General features: G+C 55.6%; 15 protein-coding genes. 11 read left to right on the top strand and 4 right to left on the bottom strand.

The genetic code is table 11. From position 1 onward, the window contains the following. Positions 1-114: 114 nt before the first annotated feature. Positions 115-1266 carry a 3-phosphoglycerate dehydrogenase family protein gene (locus tag ACESSO_RS10645; protein ID WP_373165203.1) on the top strand — a complete coding sequence of 384 codons (1152 nt, stop codon included), beginning with the start codon at positions 115-117 and terminating at the stop codon, positions 1264-1266. Positions 1267-1323: 57 nt separating this feature from the next. On the opposite strand, the gene ACESSO_RS10640 is transcribed toward ACESSO_RS10645, so the two are convergent. The 4 genes from ACESSO_RS10640 to ACESSO_RS10625 all read right to left on the bottom strand — a co-directional run bounded on the left by ACESSO_RS10640 (position 1324) and on the right by ACESSO_RS10625 (position 5476). Continuing rightward, complete coding sequence (locus ACESSO_RS10640; RefSeq protein ID WP_373165202.1) at positions 1324-2469, bottom strand: PepSY domain-containing protein; 1146 nt, start codon at positions 2467-2469, stop codon at positions 1324-1326. 33 nt (positions 2470-2502) lie between these two features. Continuing rightward, a complete protein-coding gene (locus tag ACESSO_RS10635) occupies positions 2503-3339 on the bottom strand; it encodes a PepSY domain-containing protein (RefSeq protein WP_373165200.1) in 837 nt (278 codons plus the stop codon). 89 nt (positions 3340-3428) lie between these two features. Further along, on the bottom strand, positions 3429-4805 hold the full coding sequence (locus ACESSO_RS10630; RefSeq protein WP_373165198.1) for a sensor histidine kinase: 1377 nt from the start codon (positions 4803-4805) through the stop codon (positions 3429-3431). Beyond that, positions 4802-5476: a response regulator transcription factor gene (locus ACESSO_RS10625; protein WP_373165196.1), complete on the bottom strand. Its 675-nt coding sequence runs from the start codon at positions 5474-5476 to the stop codon at positions 4802-4804. Before ACESSO_RS10625 ends, ACESSO_RS10630 begins: the two co-directional genes overlap by 4 nt. A gap of 189 nt (positions 5477-5665) precedes the next feature. Here ACESSO_RS10625 and ACESSO_RS10620 point away from each other — a divergent pair, with 189 nt between their 5' ends. The 10 genes from ACESSO_RS10620 to nifJ all read left to right on the top strand — a co-directional run bounded on the left by ACESSO_RS10620 (position 5666) and on the right by nifJ (position 17450). Beyond that, positions 5666-6256 (top strand): AAA family ATPase, encoded by a 591-nt coding sequence (locus ACESSO_RS10620; RefSeq protein ID WP_373165194.1) that lies wholly within the window; start codon positions 5666-5668, stop codon positions 6254-6256. A 197-nt stretch (positions 6257-6453) separates the two neighbouring features. Then, positions 6454-7257, top strand: coding sequence for a transporter substrate-binding domain-containing protein (locus tag ACESSO_RS10615; protein ID WP_373165193.1), 804 nt, complete (start codon positions 6454-6456; stop codon positions 7255-7257). 79 nt (positions 7258-7336) lie between these two features. Next, positions 7337-8011: an amino acid ABC transporter permease gene (locus ACESSO_RS10610; RefSeq protein WP_373165192.1), complete on the top strand. Its 675-nt coding sequence runs from the start codon at positions 7337-7339 to the stop codon at positions 8009-8011. Continuing rightward, a complete protein-coding gene (locus ACESSO_RS10605; protein ID WP_373165191.1) occupies positions 7998-8744 on the top strand; it encodes an amino acid ABC transporter ATP-binding protein in 747 nt (248 codons plus the stop codon). Before ACESSO_RS10610 ends, ACESSO_RS10605 begins: the two co-directional genes overlap by 14 nt. 348 nt (positions 8745-9092) lie before the next feature. Further along, positions 9093-9803 (top strand): cyclase family protein, encoded by a 711-nt coding sequence (locus tag ACESSO_RS10600; protein WP_373165189.1) that lies wholly within the window; start codon positions 9093-9095, stop codon positions 9801-9803. Positions 9804-9848: 45 nt separating this feature from the next. Then, a complete protein-coding gene (locus tag ACESSO_RS10595) occupies positions 9849-10976 on the top strand; it encodes a PTS transporter subunit EIIC (protein WP_373165187.1) in 1128 nt (375 codons plus the stop codon). Between the two features lie 235 nt (positions 10977-11211). Next, positions 11212-11973: an IclR family transcriptional regulator gene (locus ACESSO_RS10590; protein WP_373165186.1), complete on the top strand. Its 762-nt coding sequence runs from the start codon at positions 11212-11214 to the stop codon at positions 11971-11973. A 434-nt stretch (positions 11974-12407) separates the two neighbouring features. Further along, a complete protein-coding gene (locus ACESSO_RS10585) occupies positions 12408-12698 on the top strand; it encodes a UxaA family hydrolase (RefSeq protein ID WP_373165184.1) in 291 nt (96 codons plus the stop codon). Between the two features lie 10 nt (positions 12699-12708). Beyond that, complete coding sequence (locus tag ACESSO_RS10580) at positions 12709-13869, top strand: UxaA family hydrolase (RefSeq protein WP_373165183.1); 1161 nt, start codon at positions 12709-12711, stop codon at positions 13867-13869. Between the two features lie 50 nt (positions 13870-13919). Continuing rightward, positions 13920-17450 carry a pyruvate:ferredoxin (flavodoxin) oxidoreductase gene (gene nifJ / locus ACESSO_RS10575; protein ID WP_373165181.1) on the top strand — a complete coding sequence of 1177 codons (3531 nt, stop codon included), beginning with the start codon at positions 13920-13922 and terminating at the stop codon, positions 17448-17450. The last annotated feature ends 32 nt before the right edge of the window (positions 17451-17482 follow it).

Here is a 17482-nt window from a genome sequence, read left to right as displayed (position 1 = left end):
AAGGCCACTGAGTCGGGGTCAAATTTCCAAGGCACCTGTCCTTGGAAATTTGTTATTTTATATCGCTTCGCTCCCAAAGAGCGCAACATAAGAAGATAAGAGGAGTGTATTCCCATGTATCAGGTAAAGCTGTATAATAAGATTTCCAAGGTTGGTCTGGAAAACCTCGACGCCACCAAGTACACCTGCTCGGAGGACTTTACAGACTATGACGCCGTTCTCGTCCGTTCGGCCAAGCTGCACGACGTCGAATTCCCCAAGAGCCTCAAATGCATCGCGCGTGCGGGCGCAGGCGTGAACAACATTCCGCTCGACCGCTGCGCACAGGAAGGCATCGTCGTATTCAACACCCCGGGCGCGAATGCCAACGCCGTCAAGGAGCTGGTTGTCTGCGCGCTGATGCTCGCTTCCCGTAAAATTGTGCAGGGCGCAAACTGGGTAAAGAGCCTCGCCGGCACGCCGGACATCGGCCCGGCTGCGGAAAAGGGCAAGTCCACCTATGCCGGCCCGGAAATCTCCGGCAAGCGTCTGGGCGTCATCGGTCTGGGCGCCATCGGCGTCAAGGTTGCCAACGCGGCGGTCGGTCTGGACATGGAGGTCTGGGGCTACGACCCGTATCTGTCGGTTGACGGCGCGCTCAGCTTATCCCGTTCGGTCAAGCACGTGACCGATCTTGACCAGATTTTCGCCAACTGCGATTACATCACCATCCATGTGCCGCTGACGCCGGAAACCAAAAACACCATTTGCGAGGAGTCCATTGCCAAGATGAAGGACGGCGTGCGCATCATCAACCTCGCCCGCGGCGAGCTGGTCGACGTTGCCGCCATGGCAAAGGCACTCGAGAGCGGCAAGGTCGCAGCCTATGTGTCCGACTTTGCATCCGATGAAATTCTCGCACAGGAAAACGCCGTCACGCTGCCGCACCTCGGCGCGTCCACGCCCGAGAGCGAGGACAACTGCGCGAAGATGGCGGTCAAGGAGATTTCGGATTACCTCGAAACCGGCACCATTCGCAACTCGGTCAACTTCCCGAACCTCAAGGTTCCCTATGAGGGCGGCTACCGCGTCTGCATGATCCACAAGAACATCCCGAACATGATCGCGTCCATCACCGCTGCGGTCAAGTGCAACATTGAAAACATGGGCAACCGCTCCAAGGGCGACTACGCATACACCATCGTCGACCTTGCCGAGCAGCCCACCGAAGCCAATCTCGACGCGCTGCGCGTCATCGACGGTATGATTTCGGTGCGTGCAATCTGATTCCCGTTCATAAGAAAAAAGCCTTCCGCCGCAGCGGAAGGCTTTTTTTAATTGTGCTCAGTCGTAGATGGATTCTACATCCCAGCCGATAATATTGCCAGTCGTAGCATCGACGCTGAATTCATACTCCATGGTATTGTAGATGATTTTGCCTTCGTACTCGAGGCGGCCGTCATCATAATCCAGCTTAAATTCATAGATATTGGCCGTGCTTGCGCCCGGAACCTTCGCCAGCGCAATCTGCTTGGCGCGATCTGCGGAGATGGATGCCGTCTGGCCGCCAATGCTGCCCGTGCCGCCGGTCGAGGGAACATATCCCTCCGCGTCATAGTCATAGCTCAGGATTTTGCCCGTCGAAGCGTCGATTTCGTAGTCATATTCCAGATAGCCCGTGCCGGAACGGTAGATAAACTCGATTTCATACACCGTTCTGCCATACTCCCAATCGGACTTGGTCTTGACAAAGGTCACCTGGCTGGCAGTCTTGCCCGCATGATTGAGTGCGGTCTGCTTGGCCTGCTCCAGCGTTACCGAACCGGTGGTCGTACCAGTGTTGCCGCCAACATTGCCGGTGTTACCCGTATTGCCGGTGTTGCCGCCGACATTACCGGTATTGCCAGTATTGCCGCCAGAGGGGTTGCTTGTATCAAAATCGGTCACCTGACCGCCCGCCGTGCTGCCGGAAATCGACACGGTCTGGGTTGCGCCGTCCCACGATACGGTTTTTCCCATGATTTCACCAATCGCGCGGATAGGCAGGTAGATCGAGCCGTTATACAGCGCGGGATCGACCTTCTGGCCGTTTACGTTATAGAAGGTGCGTGCCGTGCCATCAATCACGATCGTGATGCCAGGCTCAATGTCCATCGTGATGTTCTGCGGAACCGCATTACGGTCCGGCGTGCCGGTTGCGTCCGCCGTAACGCGTGCGCCGCCGATGGTTGCGGTATTGGTTGTGCCGTCCCAGTTGACGTTTTTGTCCATCAGCTCGCCAATCGAGCGAATCGGCACATAGGTCGTGCCCGCGTAGCTGATCGGATGCACTTCCTGACCCTGCACGTTATAGAAAACGCGCTCCACGCCGTCAATCTTGACCGTGACGTCCGGACTCAGCTCCGCCGTTACCGTGTAGGAGCCGTTCGCTGCTCCCGCCGCGCCGCACAGCAATGCGGCCAGTGCCATTGTACAAACCAGTTTTTTCATGTCTTTTTCCTCCTTATTGTCCTCATTTTATTGTCAATCGAATACAGATTCCGCATCCCATTCCTGGATAGCGCCGCTGTATGCGTCGATTTCAAAATCGTACTCCATACCCTCGTAGATAATCTTGCCCTCGTAGCGCAGCCGGCCGTCATCACGGTCCAGATTCATGCGGATGTCTTTTTCGGTCGCGCCCGGCACCTTGGCCAGCGCAATCTTACGAATATCCGCCTCGCTCAGGGTTTCACCCGAAGCGGCAGTCGTATTTTGCTGCGTCGGAGTGTAATTTTCCGCGTCATAGTCGAAACCACGAATCTCACCGGTCGTAGCGTCAATCTCGTAATCGTATTCCGAACCGGTTGCGGCAACGTAGAACTCGACCTCGTAAACCAACACGCCGTTCTCATAATCCTGCTTGGCCATCAGGAACGATGTGTCGCTCTCGCTCACGCCCGCATGGTCCAGCGCAATCTGCTTAGCACGGGCCTCGTCGACCGCACCCGTCTGCGCCGCGGCGGTCGTGCCATTTGCAGCGCCTGCGGCAGCCGTGCCATTCGTGCCGGTCGTCTGCGATGCGGCACTGTTCGATTCAATCACCGCGCCGGTCATGGCGTCAATCGCATAGCGGTAATCCGTATTGTCTGCGGTGAAATCCACCTCATAATACGCAATGCCGTCCCTTGTACTCAGCGAAACACCGGAAAAGGTTGCCTGAGTGGTATCTACCTGCGCGGCGGTGACCGCCATGTTCTTGGCCGCGTCCTCACCGATATATCCCATCTGCGCACTGCTTTTCTGGGTGGGCTGGCTGCAGCCCGCCAACGCAGCGGTCAGCATTGCCGCGGCGGTAAACATCAAAAACTGTTTTTTCATCCTGCTCACACCTTTCGTTTGAGTTCATATACAGAATACCAGCCCAACATTAAAAAAATATTAAAAGAGTAAATTTTCCAAAAAATTTTTTACGCCTCATTTCCGCCGCTTTCTTCCTGCTCTCCAACAGGGAAGCGGAAGGTAAAGCAGCTGCCCACCCCGGGCGCGCTGTCCAGCGTTACGGTACCGCCGTGCAGCGCGGCAATCTGCCGCACCATGGTCAGGCCCAGCCCGGTACCGGCCTGTCCGCTGCGCGACGGCTCCACCTGATAGAACCGCTGCCAGATTTTCTCCTGCTGCTCCCGGGCGATGCCGATGCCGTCATCCCGCACCGCAAGCACGGCGTCCGCCTGCTCCTGCCGCAGAGAAACCCAGATATGCCCGTCCTGCCTGCCGTACCGCACGGCGTTGCCAATCAGGTTTTGCAGCAAACGGCTCATCAAGGTCACGTCAAATCGGGCCTCCACCTCCGGCTGAATATCGGTTTGCAGCGTGATATTCTTGGGGAAGGTGGGCTGCTCCACGCAGACAACCTCCACCAGACCACTCAGGTCGGCCCATTCAAAGGACGCGCGCTGTGTGCCCTGCTCCAGACGGGTCATCTGCAGCAGCTGCGCGATAAGGTTGGACATTTTGCCCGCCTGCCGCTCAATGACCTCGATTGCCTGCGCATATTGCTCGGGCGTTTCGGCATGCCGCCGTGCGTCCTCGCATTGGGCAAGGATAACCGCGGTCGGCGTGCGCAGCTCATGGGATGCATCCGAAGTGAACTGCTTTTCCGACTCAAAGGACGCTTCCAGCCGCACAAACATGTTGTCAAATGCCTGTCCCAGTCGGCTGATCTCGTCCCGTCCCGGGGGCAGACCGATACGGCGGGACAAATCGCGTCCCTCTCCGATGTTTTCCGCGGCACGGATGATGCTGTCGATGGGGCGGAAGGTCGAACGCGCCAGCAGATAAGCGCCCAGACCGCTGATCACCACCATCAGGGGCAGGATGAGCAGTGCGATACCGGTCATATCGTCCAGCACGTCGGCTACGTCCGGCGTCTGGATCATGCCGCGCACCCATGCGCCGTCCTCCCAGCTGAACGGCAGCCAGAAATCCAGCACATAATAATCCCCATTGTCCCCTTCCGCCGTGCGGATTACACCGTTTTCAAACGGCAGCGTATCGGGAAAGGACAGCGGCAGCTGTCCGGCCAGCAGTGCGCCGCTGCTGCTGTAAACCACGGTATACACGCCGTTATGCGTGAAAGAAAAATCCTCGCTGAACGTCAGACTGTCGTTTTCCTTGGAAATACCGCTCAGGTTGCCGCGCACGGTATTGGTCAGTTGTTCATATGCGTTCTCGGTGACGACCGAGCTGCTTACCACAACCATGAACACCAGCACCGCCGTGGTAAGCAGCAGCATGAGCAGTGTAATCCACAGGGTCAGCTTCTGCTTGACGGAAAATCGCTTCACGGCTCCTCCTTTAAGATCCAGCCCGCGCCGCGGACCGTATGCAGCAGCTTTTTATCAAAGCCGCTGTCGATCTTTTTGCGCAGATAGGTGATATACACGTCAACTACATTTGAACCGCCCGTATAATCGTAATTCCAGATATGATCCTCCAGTCGGGCGCGGGAAATGACCGTGCCCTGATGCTGCATCATATATTGCAGGATGGCATATTCCTTGGCGGACAGGCGGATCTCCTTGCCGCCGCGCGTGACCGTATGGCTGCCGGTGTCCACGGTCAGATCGGCCAGTGTCAGCACGCTGGTCTTTTGCGTGCCGTATTTGCGCGTCGCCGCGCGGATACGGGCGAGCAGCTCGTCGAAATCGAAGGGCTTGACCAGATAATCGTCCGCACCGAGATCCAGTCCCTCAATACGGTCCTGCACGCTGTCGCGCGCGGTCAGGAAAATCACCGGCACGGCGCTGCCCTGTGCGCGTACCGTGCGCAGCACCTCTCGTCCGTCCTTTTTGGGCATCATAATGTCCAAAAGCAGGCAGTCGTATTCCGCTCCCAGCAGATAATCCAGTGCGGCTTCTCCGTCAAAGCAGGCGTCCACACTGTATCCCGCGCGCTCGAGCGTCCGGCAGATCAGCCGGTTGAGATCGCGCTCGTCTTCTGCTACCAGAATTCGCATAAAAACCCCTCCTCTTTCTTTATTATAGTACCATATCATACAATTCGGCAAGGGGAGTCTTGCGTATGACGCTTGCGTTTGTCCGGCCGGTCGGCTATAATAAGGATAATACCGACAGGGCAGACGCAGGATGTACCCGGCAATATCCCCATCCGGCTCTGCCGATAGGGCAATCAGGAGGAAAACCCCATGAGAAAGATCATTACCATCAGCCGGCAGTTCGGTGCGGGCGGCGGCGAGCTTGGCCGGCGTACAGCTGACGCACTGGGCATTCCGCTATACAATAAGGATCTGATCCTTTGCACCGCCAAGGCGTCCGCAGGTCTGACCCCTGCGCAGGTGCGCAAATGGGATGAGCGCGTGCCGACCAGCTTTGGCCTGACGCAAAGCCTGTTTGACTTTTACAACCGTCCCTTGAGCGACAAGCTGTGGGAAGCGCAGGTCAAGGCCATCCGTGAAATTGCAGACCACGAAAGCTGCGTTATCGTCGGCCGCAACGCGGACTTTATTCTGCGGGAATTTGACCACTGCCTGCGGGTATTCGTCCATGCGGATTTTGAATGGCGCTTTGAACGCATGCGCGGCATGATGGAGGACACCGAGCCGGAAAAACTCCGCGCCAACATCAAGGCGGTGGATAAGGCGCGCAGCGCATACTGCACGCATTATACCGGTCGCCACTATGCCGACGCGACAAACTACGATTTGACCCTGTGCACCAGCCTGCTGGGCATCGACTTTGCGCTGGAGGAAATTCTGCGGGCGACAGAACGGATTTAACTTGCTTTTTGTCTAAAACAGGCTCTATGCTTGACTGTAGCTTTGTTTTACGTTATAATTAGTTCGGTATAATAGGCGATGGTGGTTGTCTGTATCCTTCCATCGCCTATTCTTTCACTATGACTGATGCACTGCATGCGCGGGGAGAAACGCCATGCGGATGCGGAGGGTAAGAAAAAAGAAAAGGAGAATCACAAGTGAAAAAAGTACTTTCTCTGCTGATGGCGGCCACTCTGGCGCTGGGTCTGGCGGCTTGCGGCGGCAATTCGTCCGGTAGCGACAGCAACGCGGCAAACGACTCGTCTAACGGCGCTTCGGGCGATGAAAAGGTTTGGGTTATTGCATCCGATACCGTTTTCAAGCCCTTTGAATACACCGACGCCTCCGGCAACTTCGTTGGCATCGATGTGGACATCGTTGCGGCGATTGCGGAAGATCAGGGCTTTAAATATGAAATGAAGAGCCTCGGTTGGGATGCAGCCATCGCGGCTTGCCAGTCCGGTCAGGCCGACGGCATGATCGCTGGCGCTTCCATCACCGACGAGCGTAAGGAGAGCGGCTGGATCTTCTCGGACGGCTACTATCAGACCACCCAGACCATGACCGTTGCTGCGGATTCCGACATCACCGGCTTCGAAGACCTGTCCGGCAAGACGGTTGCCGTCAAGACCGGCACGCAGGGCGCGGCTTACGCGGAGAGCCTGAAGGAGCAGTACGGCTTCAACATCACCTACTTTGAGGATTCGCCCACGATGTATCAGGCGGTTCTCGGCGGCCAGGCGGTTGCCTGCTTTGAGGATACCCCGGTTATGACGGCTTCCATCAAGGACGGCAATCTGGCGCTTAAGATTCTGGAGGATACCGCGAACGAAGGCCAGCCCTATGGCTTTGCGATCTTCAATGCGGACAATCAGGAGCTGATCGACATGTTCAACGCCGGTCTTGCCAACATCAAGGAGAACGGCAAGTACGACGAGATCATCGCCAAATATCTGGGCTGATCGCAGCGGATCGACCTGCATTTTCAGGGGGCACTGGTTTGATCCGGCGCCCCCTAATTTTTGAAAGGAGTTCTGATCTGTGATCCAAATCCTCACCGTTTATGGGCCCCTGCTGCTGCAGGCGATGGGGCAGACGCTGCTGCTGGCACTGTGCGGCCTGTTTTTTGCATGTATCCTCGGCCTGTTTTTCGGCTTGTTGAGCGTGCTGAAAAACCGCGTGTGCAATATCATTTCGACGATTTTTGTCGATGTCATCCGCGGCGTACCGATGATCGTTTTGGCGTTTTATGTATTCTTCGGCGTGCCGTACCTGTTCCAAAACATCATCGGTGTCAAGGGCGTTACGCTGACCGCACTACAGGCCGGTACGATCTGTCTGGCGCTGAACTGCGGCGCATACATGGCGGAAATCATCCGCGCCGGTATCCAGAGCGTGGATAAGGGCCAGATGGAGGCTGCGCGCAGCCTTGGTCTGCCGTACTGGAAGGCCATGCGCAAGGTCGTGCTGCCTCAGGCCATCCGCACGATGATCCCGTCGATCATCAACCAGTTCATCATCACGCTCAAGGATACCTCGATCCTGTCGGTTATCGGTTTCCCCGAGCTGGTCAACACCTCGAAGAACGTCGTGGCGATCACCTTCAACTCGTTTGCGGTCTGGAGCATCGTCGCGGTGATGTATTTGATCGTGATTACGGTCCTGTCCCGTTTTGCAAAGGTTATGGAGAGGAGGCTGAACCGTGGCAGAGAATAATAAACAGGCGAAGATCCATGTCTCCCACCTGAAAAAGAACTTTGGCGATCTGGAAGTGCTCAAGGATGTCTCAATTGATATTCACGAGGGCGAGGTCGTCGTCATTCTCGGGCCGTCCGGCAGCGGTAAGTCCACCTTCCTGCGCTGCCTGAACCGTCTGGAGGAGATCACCGACGGTACGGTCATCGTCGACGGCTACGATATCACCGACAAGCACACCGATATCAATAAGGTGCGCGAAAACGTCGGCATGGTGTTCCAGCTGTTCAATCTGTTTAACAATCTGGACGTCATGGGCAACATGATGCTCGCGCCGACCGAGCTGAAAAAGGCCACCAAGGAGGAAGCGCGCGAAACCGCCATGCGGCTGCTCAAGCGCGTCGGTCTGGCGGATAAGGCGGAAGCCTATCCCGCGCAGCTGTCCGGCGGCCAGAAGCAGCGCGTTGCCATCGCCCGCGCGCTGGCAATGAACCCGGACATCATGCTGTTCGACGAACCGACCTCCGCACTCGACCCGGAAATGGTCGGAGAGGTGCTGCAGGTTATGCAGAACCTGGCCAAAGAAGGCATGACGATGGTTGTCGTCACGCACGAGATCGGCTTTGCCCGCGAGGTCGCCAGCCGCGTCATCTTCATGGAAGGCGGCTACATCGTCGAGGAAGGCACGCCGGATGAGGTCATCAACCATCCGAAGGAGCCGCGCACGATCGACTTCCTGAGCAAGGTGCTGTAAGCACGCATCCTTTCTGCTCGGATCATTCTATTACGGAAACCACTACCAACGTTTTGCCGCAAGGCAGGATTTTGGTAGTGTTTTTTTTGCTCCGCCATCTGACCGTTCTGCTTCCTTCGCTTCGCTCTGCCCCCAAAGCAGTATGTGAAAAAAAATACAATCGTCATTTTATCTAATATGGAAAATAATTTCTTGTGGACAATCACAATTTTTATTAATTAAACTTGACAAGATAGAGCGAGATGACTAATATTAGCTTACAGATGGTTCGTATTTAAGTCTTATGTTCGTATATACGACCACAGGAAATAATACAACTAGAAATAAAAGACAAGGAAGGTAATGGTTATGAACAACGCAATTGAGACAATGGCTGAACTGGTTGGCAATCAGTTAAAGTTGGTTGATTTGAGCCACAATTTGGAAGTTGGAATGCCCAGCTGCCTGACACACGCCCGCTTTGGCCGCGTCCAGCATGAGGCGATTGAATACGGAGACGGATTTACCCATGCTGCGTTGATTATGAGCGAGCACACCGGCACGCATATGGACGCTCCCAATCATCACATCCCCGGCAGCGACTACACGATCGAAAAGGTTCCGGTAGAGCGCCTTTTCGGCCGCGGCGTTATCATCGACGCCAGCCATCTGGGGAAGAATGAATGCCTTCCCGTAGAGTTCATTCAGGCATGGGAGAAGGAGCACGGCGAAATCCGCGCGAAGGATTTTGTCCTCTTCCGTTTCGGCTGGGACAAAAAGTGGGATGTCCAGCCCAACTGCAAGCCGTACGAGCACGACTGGCCGGGTCTGGGCCGGGAGGCTTCCGAGTATCTCAAGGACAAGGGTGTAAGTGTTGTCGGCACGGATGCGCTCGCGCTGGACGCCGGCGATGCCGTTGTTTGCCCCGCGCATGACGTCCTGCTTGGCGCCGATATCTTTATTCTGGAAGCGCTTGACAAGCTGGATACCCTGCCTCCGTTCTGCTATATCGTTGCGCTCCCGCTCAAGGTAAAGAATGGCTCCGGCGCACCGACCCGTGTCATTGCACTGGTTGGGTAATTCGCCATCAGCGCATGATTCGCATGAAAGAAAGGAGTTGAGCCTGTGGCTAATCAAGAAAACGCAGCCGCTGAGCCGAAGAAAAAGAACCTATTAGATCGAGTCATCGACCTCATCTCATCCGTTTTCCTTCCGTTCATCACGCTGATGGTTGCAGCCGGTATCCTTAAAGGCATTGTCGCGCTGCTGACCGCCGCTAACATTATTGTGGAAGGCCATCCGCTTTACAGCGTATTCTATGCAATGGGCGATGCATTCTTCTACTTTATCCCGGTGTTCCTGGCATTTACCGCTGCAAAGCGCTTTGGAACCGAGCCGTTCTGTGCGGTGCTGGTTGCCTGTGTTCTGGTACATCCGACCTTCGTCGCCCTCATGGAGGCCGGAGAGGACTTCTCCATCCTCGGTCTCCCCGCAAAGGCAATGACCTACTCTTCCACGGTTATCCCCATCCTGTTGGCAGTTTACATGCTCAAGTGGGTGGAAATCCTTTGCAAAAAGGTGATTCCGGAAACCGTACGCGCCATCCTGACCCCGCCGGTCTGCCTGATTCTGGTCATCCCGGTCACGTTGGTTGTCTTTGGCCCAATCGGCCTGTATATCGGCAACTGGGTAGCGGCTGGTTACCAGTGGCTGTACGGACTCAGCCCCTTGGTCGCCGGTTTTGTATTGGGCGCTCTTTTCCAGGTCATGGTTATCTTCGGCTTCAACTGGGGTCTGTTCCCAATCATCCTGAACAATATTGCGGTCAACGGATATGACACCATTCTGGCCCTGATTGGCGGTTCGATTTTCTCGCAGAGCGGCGCGGCGCTTGCGGTCGGCATCCGCACCCGCAACAAGCAGCTGCGCTCCACCGCAGTATCGGCAGCGATTGCCGCTCTCTTCGGCATCACGGAGCCTGCGCTGTTCGGTGTAAACATCCGTCTGAAAAAGCCGATGGTTTGCGCCTGCATTGCCGGCGGCATCGGCGGTGCAATCGCCGGCTGGTTCCGCTGTCAGGCATCCGCGTTTGCTTTCCCGGCGCTAACCACGCTGCCCGTGTTCTGGACGGTGGCATTTATCCCGTTCCTTATCTCTCTGGCCGTCAGCTTTGTTGCCGGCTTCGTCCTGACGCTGGTGGTCGGCTTTGATGATTCCGCAATCGAAAATGCTGTAACCGAAAGCGAAGGCTGATACAACCGCCTTCCGAAAACACATTTTGGAAACTATCTCAAACCGGTTTTCCCTTTCCTGGCCGGTGTCCCCTTCATGCGAGGAATGACCATTCCGGTCATTCCTCGTATTTTTTTGCTGCGCTTTGACATTACTTGCAAAAAGAGAGGAACTTGTTATAATGGAAATAGGAAGCATCCGGCCATAAACCACTCCCGCATCCGGCAGCTTTCTATATGGAAAGGGGACTACTTGGATGGCACAAGACCAACATCGCACAACCACACGCATATTAGACATTCTGGAGCATGTGTCTGCTGTGAAAGCGGGAATGACCCTGACAGAATTGGCACAGACATTGAATGCGCCCAAAAGCAGTCTGTTTCCCATCGTTCACACGTTGGAAGAACGGCGTTATTTGCAGCAAAATCATGAAACCGGGCGATATACCATTGGCCCAAGCGGATTGGTGCTCGGCGCAGCTTTCTCGGCCGACGGTGGGATGGAGCCCGTCACCAAAATCATGAAGCAGGTGGTCGCCGCCTGCCAGGAGACCTGCCAGTTCGGTATTTTGGATCACGGCAATGTGCTATATGTGGGCAAAGAGGACTCCACACAGGCGATCCGCATGATTTCCTGGGTGGGAAACCGCTTGCCTGCCAATGCAACGGCCATCGGCAAAGCGCTGCTCAGCGGGCTGACGGATGAGGAAGTCCGGGCGCTTTATGCTGACGGAATGCCGCGTTTGACCGAACATACGATTACCGACCCGGATTGCCTGATCGCACAGCTGGATGCGATTCGCAACGGAGAAATCGCAACCGAGCAGGAAGAATCCACCGCACAAATGGCGTGCTGGGCGGTTCCGCTGCGCCGACAGGGCAAGGTTTTCGCTGCCCTGAGCGTTTCGGTGCCATTGTTCCGCTGTCAGGAGGAAAAAATAGCGCAGGTTTGTCGGTGTCTGAAGGATGCACAGGCCGAAATTGAACAGTTGGGCGAAATCACTAGTTTCTTCTGACCAAATCGAAAATACCGATTGCGCACCATGCGCAGCAGACAGATCCATGCCCCAAACGGCAGGATCTGTTTTTTTATGCGCCGGACGCGGTACCCCAAAACCGAACTGCCGTTTCATTGCATTTCCCAGCAAACAAATAAGAAAATAGTGGGATTCTTTTTGTGAAATATGTCAAAATCTCTCCCAAATTCCGTTTGACAGATTGGTGCTATGGTGTTATAATCAGACCATGGATTCGTAATTAAGAATACAATTCTTAATTACGAACAATCGGAGCGGCAATACGACCGAGAAAGCAGCACGATTGCTGCAAGGAAAATGAAGCTTTCAAAATACAAATCCCTGTGTGTCCTTTCGGGTCTAACGCAAGGCCGGCAGATGCCCGGAGACTTTTGCAAAAAGAACATCACAGCGGTGAAAAAGGAGTGGAGCGCATGTGTAATGCCATGATCATTGACAGCAAAGATAATGTTGCGGTAGCCATTGAGCCGATTTCCCAAGGCGATACCGTCACCTACCTTTGCGACGGCGTGGAACAGACCCTGACGGCGCGGAATGATATTACCATTTATCATAAGCTCGCCATCCGGGATATTAGCTGCGGAGAACCGGTCGTCAAATATGGGGAGCATATCGGCTTTGCGACCTGTGACATCAAAACCGGCGAGCATGTCCATGTGCACAATGTAGAGGGCCGTCGAGAAAACCCAGAAGAAAAAGAATAGGAGGACAGACATGACTTTTTATGGATATCAGCGGCCTGACGGCCGCGTGGGTGTACGCAACAAGGTGCTGATCCTTCCCGCCAGTGTCTGTGCTTCGGATACCGCCCGCATCATTGCCCAGCAAGTGGAAGGCGCGGTCACCTTCAACAACCAGCTCGGCTGTTCGCAAGTCGCTTCCGATCAGCAGTATGTCATGGATGTAATGGCGGGTTATGCCGCCAATCCGAATATTTACGGAACGGTCGTCGTCTCGCTCGGATGTGAAAACTGCCAGATGGATTTGGTGGTTAAGGCCATTCAAGAGCGCACCAACAAGCCGATCCGACAGGTCATCATTCAGGAAGTCGGCGGCACGCTCAAAGCGGCCGATATCGGCGTACGGTATGCCAAAGAGCTGACGACACAGGCCTCCCTGCTGCAAAAAATGCCCTTCCCTATGTCCGAACTTATCATCGGAACCGAATGCGGTGGCTCCGACCCCACCAGCGGCCTGGCGGCCAATGTGCTGATTGGGGAAATGAGCGACCGCATTGTGGCGGCAGGCGGCACCTCCATTCTGTCCGAAACCACGGAGTTCATCGGTGCCGAGCATATTCTTGCCCGCCGCGCGATAAATCAAGAAGTACACAACCGGATTTACGAGATCGTCCACCGGTATGAACATGCGATGCATCTGGTCGGGGAGGAAATCCGCGAAGGCAATCCCGCACCGGGCAACAAGGCTGGCGGCATTACGACGCTGGAGGAAAAATCCCTCGGCTGCATCCACAAGGGTGGCCACAGCCCCATTATGGCGGTTTACGACTATGCCAAACAGGTCAAACCCAAAAGCGGCCTAGTCATTATGGATACTCCGGGCAACGATCCGGCTTCGGTTTCCGCTATGGTCGCGGGCGGCGCACAGGTGGTCGTATTCTCCACCGGACGCGGCACGCCGACCGGCAATCCCATCGCCCCGGTCATCAAAATCACCGGCAACCGTATGACCTTTGCCAAAATGGAAGACAACATCGACGTGGATGCATCTTCCCTGATTTACGGCGGGAGCCTCCAGCAGTTAGGGGACGACCTGATGCAGCTGGTGTCCGAGGTGGCCAGCGGCCGTCAGACCAAGGCCGAATCGCTCGGCTTTACTGAAATGTCGATTGCCCGTGTATGCAACTTTGTTTGAGTCTTTGTATGCCAAAATAAGTATCTGTCGATATAGGAGATGAAAGTCCAATGAAGAAAAACTACGCCGTGATGGACGGAAACACGGCTGCAGCCCATGTTGCCTACGCCTTTACCGAGGTGGCTGCGATCTATCCGATCACGCCGTCCTCCCCGATGGCGGAAAAGGTGGATGAATGGTCTGCCAAGGGCAGGAAGAACCTGTTTGGCTCGACCGTGGATGTGATTCAGATGCAGTCCGAAGCAGGTGCCGCGGGCACCTGCCACGGCGCTTTGCAGGCCGGCGCTCTGACGACGACGTTTACTTCGTCGCAGGGTCTGATGCTCATGATCCCCGCCATGTATGCGATGGGCGGTCAGTTTCTTCCCAATGTCATGCACATCGCGTCCCGTGTGGTCACCTCCAACCACCATTCCATCTTCGGCGATCACACCGACTTTATGACCTGCCGCACCACCGGCTATGCCATGCTGATGTCCTCCTCGCCGCAGGAAGCGATGGATTTGGGCGCGGTCGCGCACCTGTCGGCCATTCACGCCAAATATGCGTTCATGCACTGCTTTGACGGCTTCCGCACCTCGCATGAAATGCAGCGCATTGAAGCGCTCGACTATGAGGATTTGCGCGGTCTCATCGACTATGACGCACTCAAGCAATTCCGCGCACAGGCGCTCAACCCCGAGCATCCGACCAACCGCGGCAACAACGTAAACCCGGATATTTATTTCCAGTGCAAGGAAGGCGCAAACGTCAAGAGCGCCGTTGTGCCCGAGACGGTCGAATATTACATGGGCAAAATCAACGAGCTGACCGGCCGGGACTATCATCTGTTCAACTACTACGGTGCGCCGGATGCCGAAGAGGTCATTGTCGTGATGTGCTCGGCCTCGGAAGCGCTCAAGGAAACCGTAGACTACCTCAACGCACACGGCCGCAAGGTCGGCATGGTGCAGATCCACCTGTACCGCCCGTTTTCGGTTTCGCATTTTTCGGCGGCCATTCCGGCAACCTGCAAAAAGATTGCAGTGCTCGACCGCTCCAAGGAAGTCGGTTCGGTTGGTGAGCCGGTCTATCTGGACGTCTGCACTGCGCTGCATCAGGCAGGACGCGGCGATATTCAGGTCATCGGCGGCCGCTACGGCTTGTCCTCCAAGGACACCACACCCGGCCAGCTGATTGCCGTCTATGACAACCTCGCACAGGATACCCCGAAAAACAACTTCACCATCGGTATTCTCGACGACGTGACCCACACCTCTCTGGACTATCAGGAAGTGGAATTGGCGCATCCCGGTCAGGTTTCCTGCAAGCTGTGGGGCCTCGGCGGCGACGGCACGGTGGGCGCGAACAAGAACGCCATCACGACCATCGGTCTGACGGCCAACAAGTATGCGCAGGCATATTTCTCCTACGATTCCATGAAATCCGGCGGCCTGACACAGTCGCATCTGCGCTTTGGCGACGAACCGATTCGCTCGACCTACCTTGTTTCGGCTGCGGATTTTGTTGCGGTACACGCGCCGACCTATGTCAGCAAGTATGACACCACCGAGGATCTCAAGGATGGCGGTATCTACCTGCTCAACTGCCCGTGGAGTGTGGAGGATCTGGAAACACGCCTGCCCGCCAAGGTTAAACGCGATCTGTGCCGCAAACATGCCCAGTTCTACATTATCGACGCTGCAAAGCTCGCCGCTGAAATCGGTCTGGGCAAGCGCACCAACAGCATCCTGCAAGCAGCCTTCTTCGCCCTGACCAAAGTCATCCCGCTGGATGTCGCGGTGGAGGATATGAAGAAGAACAACTATAATTCCTACTTCAAGAAGGCTGGGCAGAAGATTGTTGATTTGAACAATCAGGCGGTTGACGTCGGCATCAGCGCCGCCGTCAAGGTGGATATTCCGGCAAGCTGGGCCGATGCAGTCGATGCCCCGGCGCAGGAAATCGAGGCCACGCCTTTTGTTAAGGATATTGTACTCCCCATGGACCGCCAGCAGGGCGATAAGCTGCCGGTTTCGGTATTCCAGAAGCACGGCGTGCTGGACGGCACCTGGGAAAACGGCACTTCGGCCTATGCCAAGCGCGGCGTTGCCACCAAGGTGCCCAAGTGGGACGGCAGCAAGTGTGCACAGTGCAACCGCTGCGCGGCTACCTGTCCGCATGCGGCCATCCGCCCGGTTCTGCTGACCGAAGAGGAGAAGGCAAGCGTACCGGCCTCCTTCCAAACCGTCCCGGCCAAGGGCCTGGGCAAGGATGCGCCGTCGTATTCCTATCGGATGCAGATTTCTCCCTATGACTGTCTGGGCTGCGGCGTCTGCCTGACAGCCTGCCCGGTAGAGGGCGCATTGACCATGACGCCGTTTGAAGAAATGAAGGAAGAACAGAACAACTTTGACGCAGTCGCTATGAACGAACGCTATCTCAAGCCGGATGTCATCAGCGATAAGAACATGAAGTCCATCCAGTTTGCAAAGCCCTATTTCCAGTTCTCCGCTGCCTGCGCCGGTTGTGCCGAAACCACTTATATCAAGCTGGTCAGCCAGCTGGTGGGCGACCATATGTACATCGGCAACGCGGCAGGCTGCTCCTCTGCATACAGCGGCGGCGCTCCCATCCTGCCGTATTGCAAGGATAAGCGCGGCTTTGGCCCGGCTTGGGAACATTCTCTGTTTGAAGATAATGCGGAATTTGCCTATGGCTTCTTCCACGCACAGGATGCCATCCGCAAGGAAATCCTCCTGCATCTGGAATCCCTGCGCAAAGCAGGTGTCGCAGTGAATGCAATCGACGCTTATCTGGCTAACTGGAATGACCGCGAGCAATCCCGCGCGGTGTCGGATGCACTGATTGCGGCGCTGAACGATGTCGAAAACACGCCCGATGTCGCCTTTGTGCTGGAAAACAAGGAGTATCTGTCGAAAAAATCCGTATGGGCAATCGGCGGCGACGGCTGGGCCTATGATATCGGTTTCGGCGGCATCGATCATGTGCTTGCGCAGAATCAGGATGTGAACCTGATGGTGCTGGATACCGAAGTTTATTCCAACACGGGCGGACAGTCCTCCAAGGCAACGCCGACCGCTGCGGTTGCAAAATTTGCCTCGGGCGGCAAGCAGATCGCCAAGAAGGATCTCGGCGCCATCTTTATGAACTACGGCTATGTATATGTCGCACAGGTAGCCATCGGTTACGATCAGGCGCAGACGCTCAAGGCCATCCGCGAAGCGGAGGCCTATCCGGGTCCGTCGCTGATTATCTGCTACTGCCCGTGCCTTGAGCAGCATATTAAGGCAGGCATGAGCTGCACGCAGACCGAAATGAAAAAAGCGGTTGAATGCGGATACTGGCAGCTGTATCGCTACGACCCGCGCCGTACGGCGCAGGGACTCAATCCCTTCCAGCTGGATTCTCCCGAGCCGGATACCAGCAAACTGATGGATTACCTGATGGGCGAAAATCGCTTTGCGTCGCTCAAAAATAATTTCCCCGATCGTGCGGATGCCCTTTATGAAAAGGCAATTTGCGACATCAAGGCTCGCTATGAGAAATACCGCAAAATGGCGGACGATACCAACGCATAATTTCCCAATTTCCCAAAATGCTTTTCTGATAG

The organism is Agathobaculum sp. Marseille-P7918 (assembly GCF_964248325.1).
Lineage (GTDB): Bacteria > Bacillota > Clostridia > Oscillospirales > Butyricicoccaceae > Agathobaculum.
The sequence above is the reverse complement of the archived record's forward strand: the minus strand, read 5'-3'. Positions and strand labels throughout refer to the sequence as shown.

Coding starts and splice junctions, on each gene's coding strand:
- ACESSO_RS10645 (WP_373165203.1), top strand. CDS start 115: ATGTATCAGGTAAAGCTGTATAATAAGATTTCCAAGGTTGGTCTGGAA.
- ACESSO_RS10640 (WP_373165202.1), bottom strand. CDS start 2,469: ATGAAAAAACTGGTTTGTACAATGGCACTGGCCGCATTGCTGTGCGGC.
- ACESSO_RS10635 (WP_373165200.1), bottom strand. CDS start 3,339: ATGAAAAAACAGTTTTTGATGTTTACCGCCGCGGCAATGCTGACCGCT.
- ACESSO_RS10625 (WP_373165196.1), bottom strand. CDS start 5,476: ATGCGAATTCTGGTAGCAGAAGACGAGCGCGATCTCAACCGGCTGATC.
- ACESSO_RS10620 (WP_373165194.1), top strand. CDS start 5,666: ATGAGAAAGATCATTACCATCAGCCGGCAGTTCGGTGCGGGCGGCGGC.
- ACESSO_RS10600 (WP_373165189.1), top strand. CDS start 9,093: ATGAACAACGCAATTGAGACAATGGCTGAACTGGTTGGCAATCAGTTA.
- ACESSO_RS10590 (WP_373165186.1), top strand. CDS start 11,212: ATGGCACAAGACCAACATCGCACAACCACACGCATATTAGACATTCTG.
- ACESSO_RS10585 (WP_373165184.1), top strand. CDS start 12,408: ATGTGTAATGCCATGATCATTGACAGCAAAGATAATGTTGCGGTAGCC.
- ACESSO_RS10580 (WP_373165183.1), top strand. CDS start 12,709: ATGACTTTTTATGGATATCAGCGGCCTGACGGCCGCGTGGGTGTACGC.
- nifJ (WP_373165181.1), top strand. CDS start 13,920: ATGAAGAAAAACTACGCCGTGATGGACGGAAACACGGCTGCAGCCCAT.